Source organism: Halolamina salina (genome assembly GCF_042678005.1).
Classification (GTDB): domain Archaea; phylum Halobacteriota; class Halobacteria; order Halobacteriales; family Haloferacaceae; genus Halolamina; species Halolamina salina.
On sequence record NZ_JBHUDH010000035.1, the window covers coordinates 1,589 to 7,601 of the forward strand.

At 67.9% G+C, this 6,013-nt stretch carries 7 protein-coding genes; 4 read left to right on the top strand and 3 right to left on the bottom strand.

From position 1 onward, the window contains the following. On the bottom strand, nucleotides 1–202 hold a 202-nt coding region (locus ACFR9S_RS04345), incomplete at its 3' end, for a hypothetical protein (RefSeq protein WP_379818153.1). A 303-nt stretch (nucleotides 203–505) separates the two neighbouring features. Between ACFR9S_RS04345 and rdfA (ACFR9S_RS04350) the strand changes: the two genes are divergently transcribed. From rdfA (ACFR9S_RS04350) to rdfA (ACFR9S_RS04365), 4 genes are read left to right on the top strand one after another with little or no spacing between them, the layout of a single operon-like run. Continuing rightward, on the top strand, nucleotides 506–1,129 hold the full coding sequence (rdfA, locus tag ACFR9S_RS04350) for a rod-determining factor RdfA (protein WP_379732112.1): 624 nt from the start codon (nucleotides 506–508) through the stop codon (nucleotides 1,127–1,129). A gap of 60 nt (nucleotides 1,130–1,189) precedes the next feature. Further along, nucleotides 1,190–3,130 carry an archaea-specific SMC-related protein gene (locus tag ACFR9S_RS04355; protein ID WP_379818134.1) on the top strand — a complete coding sequence of 647 codons (1,941 nt, stop codon included), beginning with the start codon at nucleotides 1,190–1,192 and terminating at the stop codon, nucleotides 3,128–3,130. Nucleotides 3,131–3,186: 56 nt separating this feature from the next. Next, nucleotides 3,187–3,684, top strand: a complete 498-nt coding sequence (locus ACFR9S_RS04360; protein WP_379732114.1) for an Lrp/AsnC family transcriptional regulator — start codon at nucleotides 3,187–3,189, stop codon at nucleotides 3,682–3,684. A gap of 40 nt (nucleotides 3,685–3,724) precedes the next feature. Continuing rightward, complete coding sequence (gene rdfA / locus ACFR9S_RS04365; RefSeq protein WP_379818135.1) at nucleotides 3,725–4,327, top strand: rod-determining factor RdfA; 603 nt, start codon at nucleotides 3,725–3,727, stop codon at nucleotides 4,325–4,327. 195 nt (nucleotides 4,328–4,522) lie between these two features. Here the strand turns inward: rdfA (ACFR9S_RS04365) and ACFR9S_RS04370 are convergent, their stop codons facing one another. Both ACFR9S_RS04370 and ACFR9S_RS04375 read right to left on the bottom strand, forming a co-directional pair. Further along, the gene (locus tag ACFR9S_RS04370) at nucleotides 4,523–5,695 is read right to left on the bottom strand and encodes a dipeptidase (RefSeq protein ID WP_379732579.1); all 1,173 of its coding nucleotides are present in this window, start codon (nucleotides 5,693–5,695) and stop codon (nucleotides 4,523–4,525) included. Between the two features lie 69 nt (nucleotides 5,696–5,764). Continuing rightward, the coding region (locus tag ACFR9S_RS04375) for an amidase family protein (protein ID WP_379818136.1) at nucleotides 5,765–6,013 on the bottom strand (249 nt) is incomplete at its 5' end.

Sequence of the window (6,013 nt, forward strand, 5' to 3'; positions counted from 1 at the left end):
CGTCGATCCGGATCACGCCGTCGGGAACGTCGCCGCGGGCGGGCCAGAGCTTCGCGACGGTTTCGCGCTCGCCCTCGATCAGGACGGTGTCGCCCGAGAGGAGTCCCAACTGCTGTCTGGCGGCCTCGGGGAGCCGCGCGATACCGCGGCCCGCGTCGCGCTTCTCGGCGGCGCGGACCGTCAGGCGGAGGGAGTCGCTCATGGCCGCGGGTGGGAACGGGTGCCCCAAAGCGTTGCCGGAGACGGCGCCGCCGACCGCCGAGCGGGACCGGCAGCGGTCCCGGTCGCCCGCCCGGGGGGTCGACGACGGGTCCGAGGCTGAACAACGGGAGGGACCCCGATTTGGTATCGCTGTATATGATTTATCAATGCGTGTTCGGGCCGATATCGGGGAGGAAAACCCGATGTGACGACGGAGCCGGGTTTCACGGAGTTCCCTAACAGGTGTACTGGTGTTATTCTTCAGCCCACAAGCCTATACTCGTCGGCGGTGTGCGTGGGGGTAGTGAGCGACTCCGGAACGTCGAACGGCGCGGGCAGGCGGGGGAAGGTAGTCAAACTGATAGAGGCACACGGGCTCGACGGCATCGGCGACCGCTTAGAGCGGCTATGGACCGCAAGCGGCGACGAGCGACGGAGCCTGCGTGACCTCGCCGACGAGTTCAACCGCGAACTCCTGCGGAGCACGATGGCCGAGGCGGGGATGCAGCCGCTGGACGGCGAGGTCGACAACACGTACCGCCTGCTGACGGACGAGGAGGTCGGCGGCGGCGACCGGACCCGGACCGAACGCCGGCTCCGGCGGGAGGGCGTCGACGTGGACAGCCTCCGCGAGGAGTTCGTCACCTACCAGGCGATCCGGACGTACCTCAAGGGCCACCGCGGCGCGTCGTACGACGCGGAGTCGGTCGACCGCGCCGAATCCGAGAAGAAACACATCCAGCGGCTTCGGGGCCGGGCCCGGACGGTCACCGAAAGCAAACTGGAGCAGCTACGGGACACCGACGAGATCGAGTTGGGGTCGTTCCGGACGCTCGTGGAGGTGAACGTCCTGTGTGAGGACTGCGGCGCGCAGTACGACGCCGAGGCGCTGCTCGACCGCGGCGGATGTGACTGCGAAGACACCTAACGGTTCGGTTCTCCCGGCTCGGCCAATATTTTTTATAGGAGTGCCGCTGACAGCACGCCCATGCAGCGACCACAGGCCTCGGCATCCGCGGCGACGGTACACGCCCGAAACATCGGGGGAATTCAGGAGACGACGGTCACGTTCGACCCCGGGGTGACGATCCTCGTCGGCCGCAACGCGACAAACCGGACCTCGTTCCTGCAGTCGGTGATGGCGGTGCTGGGAAGCGAGAACGTCTCGATGAAGGGCGACGCCGACGAGGCCGAAGTGACGCTCGAACTGGACGGGGAGACGTACACCCGGACGTTCACTCGGCGGAGCGGCGGCGTCGAGCGTAGCGGAGCCCCGTACTGCGACGACCCGACGTTGGCGGACCTGTTCGCGTTCCTGCTCGAGTCCAACGAGGCCCGGCGCGCCGTCGCGACGAACGCGGACCTCCGGGAGCTGATAATGCGGCCGATCGACACCGCGGAGATCGAGGCCGAGATCGACCGACTTCAGGACCGCCGGGACTCCCTCAACGCCGAACTCGACGCGATCGACGAACGGAAGGGGGAGCTCCGCGAGCTCGAGGAGCGCCGCGAGACGCTCGAAACGCAGATCGAAGCGACGAGGGCCGAACTCGAGGAGACCGAGGCCGAGATCGAGGACGCCGACGCCGACATCGAGGCGCGCCGGGAGGAGCAGTCGGAGTTGGAGAGCCGACTGGCCGACCTCCGCGAGAAGCGTGCGGAGCTGGAGGACGTCCGGTACGAACTCGACACCGAGCAGGAGAGCCTCACGGCGCTGGAAACCGAGCGCCGGGAACGCGAGGCGGAGCTGGAGGAGCTGTCCGACCCGGCCGACGCCGACCCCGAGGGGATCGACGACCGGCTCCGGGAGCTCCGCGAGCGGAAGGGGGAGCTGGAGTCGCAGGTGAACGAACTGCAGAGCGTGATCCAGTTCAACGAGGGGATGCTCGACGACGAGGGCGCCGCGACCCCGCCGGAGCTGGCGTCGGACGGGGCCGACAGCGTCACGGAGAAGCTGGTCGACGACAGCGTCACCTGCTGGACCTGCGGCACCGACGTCGAGCCCGGTCAGATCGAGGCCACAGTCGAGCAGCTCCGGGAACGCAGCCAGTCGAAAGTCGGCGACGTCGACCGGCTGGAGCGCGAGATCGAGCAGCTCAAAGAAGAGAAAGACGAGATCGAGCAGGCTCGCCGCGAGCGCGAGCGGCTCGTACGCCGCCTGCGCGAACTGGACGAGGAGATCGAGCAGGCCGAAGCCACCATCGAGGAGCTACGAGGCCGGCGTGAGTCGCTGACCGGCGAGATCGAACGGATCGAGGCCGCGGTCGACGAACTGGAGGCGGCGGAGTACGGCGACATGCTCGAACTCCACAAGACCGCGAACGAGCTGGAGTACGAACTCGGTCGGCTGGAGAGCGACCGCGAGGACGTCGAGAACGAGATCGACGCGGCCGAGGAGCGGATCGCCGAGGAGGCCGACGTTCGCGAGGAGCTGGAGTCGGTGAACGACCGAATCGAGCGGCTCCGCACCCGGATCGAGCGGATCGAGCGCGAGGCCGTCGAGGGGTTCAACGACCACATGGAGTCGGTGCTCGGGCTGCTCGACTACGACAACCTCGACCGAATCTGGATCGAGCGGGTCGAACAGGAGACCCGGAAGGGACGCCGGAAAGTGACCGAGCGGACGTTCGAACTCCACGTCGTCCGCACTACGGAGTCGGGCGCGGCCTACGAGGACACCGTCGATCACCTCTCGGAGAGCGAGCGCGAGGTGATCGGGCTGGTGTTCGCGCTCGCGGGGTATCTGGTCCACGACGTGGCCGAGACGGTCCCGTTCGTGCTGCTGGACTCGCTGGAGGCGATCGACTCCGCCCGCATCGCGGCGCTGGTCGACTACTTCGCCGACTACGCCGACTACCTCCTGGTCGCGCTTCTCCCGGAGGACGCCGCCGCGCTCGACGACGAGTACGAGCGGATCACCGAGATCTGAGCCCGCCGGCGTGCTGCCGACGACACTGTTAACACGCCCCCACCGACAGGGAGAGTATGAGCGAATCGCCGTTCGACGCGTTCGACGCGATCGACACGCAGATACTGGTGATCCTCTCGGAGGACCCCCGGATGTCCTACCAACAGCTCTCCCGCCGGCTCGAGGACGAGGGGTACCAGATGAGCGCCGAGGGGGTCCGCCGGCGCGTGACGGACCTGATGGCGGCGACGACGCCGTTTTTCCTGCTCGATCCCGAGCAGTTGGCGTGGGAGATCGTCCGGATCTCGGTCCGGGCGACGGACGGTCCCGGCGACAAGGGCGAGGCGTTCGACCGCATCGCCGAGATGCCGTTCTGGCACGTCACCAGAGGGGTCGGCACGTACGACATCTACGGCGTCGGGATGGCGCCGACGATGGCCGACATCGACGCGATGGTCACCGAGATCCGCGGCTACGACTGCGTGGCCGAGATCGACTTCATCGTCGTCACCGACCGCCGGAGCGACCTGCAGGACTACTACCGGCAGGGACTCCGCGAGGGCGACGAGGAGTGAGGCCGGGGGTATTTCTCCCTCCGGCCGGTAGCGGGGCGCGATGACCGACCACGGCTGCAAGGTGTGCCGCGTGCTCGACGAACGGGGACTCGACCGGCTCGACGACGAGCTCGTCACGCGCTGGCGGGGCGAGTCGGGCGAACGGATGGGGTATCGCCGGCTCGCCGACTGGCTCAACGCCACGCTGCTGCGCCGCGAGATGGAACGCGTCGGCCTCCCCACGGGCGGCGGCGAGGCGCGCTCGCGCTACGAGCGGCTGACCGGCGACGACACCGCCGACGCGGTCGCCGCGCTGCTCCGTCGGGCCGGCGTGAAAGTCGGCGAACTCCGGGCCGACTTCGTCTCTTACAGCGTCGTCAGGACCCACCTCCGGGACTGCTTGGGGGCGGAACGCGACCCCGAACCGCCGTCGAACTGGGAGGCCGACCGACTCGACGGGCTCACGGAGTACGCGACGGCGGAGGCCGCCGAGGCCGTCCGGTCGCTGGTGAACAAGGGAACGCTCTCCGCCGGCGGGGCGGTGGAGCCGACGGTCACGATCAGCGTCCGCTGCTCGGCCTGCGACACGGCCGTCCCCGTCGAGGAGGCGCTCGCGAGGGGGGCGTTCTGTGACTGTGTGGAGTGCGACTGTGGGTCCGAGTGACACGTTTTCCGCGGTGGCGATTGGCATTTTGCGTGGAACGGCGGCACGCTAAAACTCCTATGGGTGTTTTTATCTCTAATTCTACTATGTATACTTGTTCGGTTCAAAATCCTGTGTAGAGATATTTACCGACGGGGGTGCGTCGCCAGCGCTGCCGCTCAGGGGTGGAAAAGCGGGAGAAACGGTGGGGTGGTCCTACCAGACCTGTTCGAGCGCGCGGAGCACGTTCCCGCCGAGCACCTTCTCGATCTCGTCGTCGTCGTAGCCGTTGGCGACCAGCCAGCGCGGGATGTTCTGCCAGGCTTCCGTGGGGTTCTCCAGCCCCTCGACGTACTCGCTCTGGAGGGTGGACTCCGGGAGTTCCATCCCGTGGTACTCCGAGAGCACGCGCAGCAGTTCGGTGTGATCGCCGTACAGCACGTCCGGCCCGAACGCGACGTGGTCGATCCCGATCAGGTCGACGACGTACTCGAAGTGCTCCATGTACGTCTCGATGTCGGGCAGGTGGGTCGAGGAGAGCAGGCCGACGACGCCGCCGGTGTCGGCGATCGCCTCGAACACCTCGTCGGACGTGCCGCGGGCGCCCATCCCCGCGCCCTTCGCGAGCGCGTGGGTGTCGAACACCGGCTTCTCGCTCACGTCACACACGTCGAGTGAGGTCTGCGGGCTGGCGTGGCTGACCGAGACGGCCATCCCCACGTCGTTCATCCGCTCGACGGCGTTGGCGCCAAACCCGGTGAGGCCGCCGTCGCGCTCCCGGATGTCGCCGCCGCCGGTGCCGAGCGCGTTGGAGCTGTTGTAGGTGATCCCCATCGAGCGGACGCCCATGCCGTACAGCTGTTCGATCCGGTCGAGTTCGTTCTCGATCATCGCCGCCGACTCGATCGACTGGACGACCGCGAGCTTCCCCTCCTCGCGGGCTCGGTGGATGTCGTCGACGCTCCGGCACTGGAACGCGTAGTCGGAGTGGGCGAGGTCACAGGCCCGCATGCTGACCTCGTGAGTGATGTCGTCCCACTTCCAGCCGTGCAGCGAGTGGACGCTGGAGAGCCCGTCGAACTGCATGTCGAAGACGGCGTCGAGGCTGGTCTCGGCGAGGAACTCGTAGGCGGTGTGGATCCGCCCCTCGCGGATGTAGTCGAACAGGTCCTCGTCGATCTCCGCGGGGAACTGGAACGCGTGGTCGTGCAGCGAGAGCACGATCTCGTCGGTGAGCTCGTCGACGCGGGCCTCCTGTTCGTCGGTAAGCTCGATCGTCCGGGGTTCGAACCCCGCAGTCTTCTCCGCGAGATCGAACGCTCGGTAGTCCTCGCCGGCGTCGAGATAGTCGTACGGCTGGTACCCGTCGAACTGCTTGTCTGCACCCATACGTCCCACACGGACCGGAGCGCTACTTAGCCGTTTGGGTCGCGGGAACAGTGCGCAGGTCGGCCGCGATCAGTCGTCGGCCGGCCGGTCCGCGGTGGCCGTCCAGCACGCTCCCGCCCGCAGTGCCGTCGCGTCCGCGCCGCGTTCGGCGACGAACTGGAGGCCGACCGGGAGTCCGTCGAGGCTGCCACACGGGACGCTGACCGCGGGGTGGCCGCTGACGTTGAACGGACCGGTGTTCGCGAGCGCGCCGAACAGGTCGTCGACCGCCTCGTCCCACGTCGGCGCGAGCATCGGTACCGTCGGCGACGCGAGCAC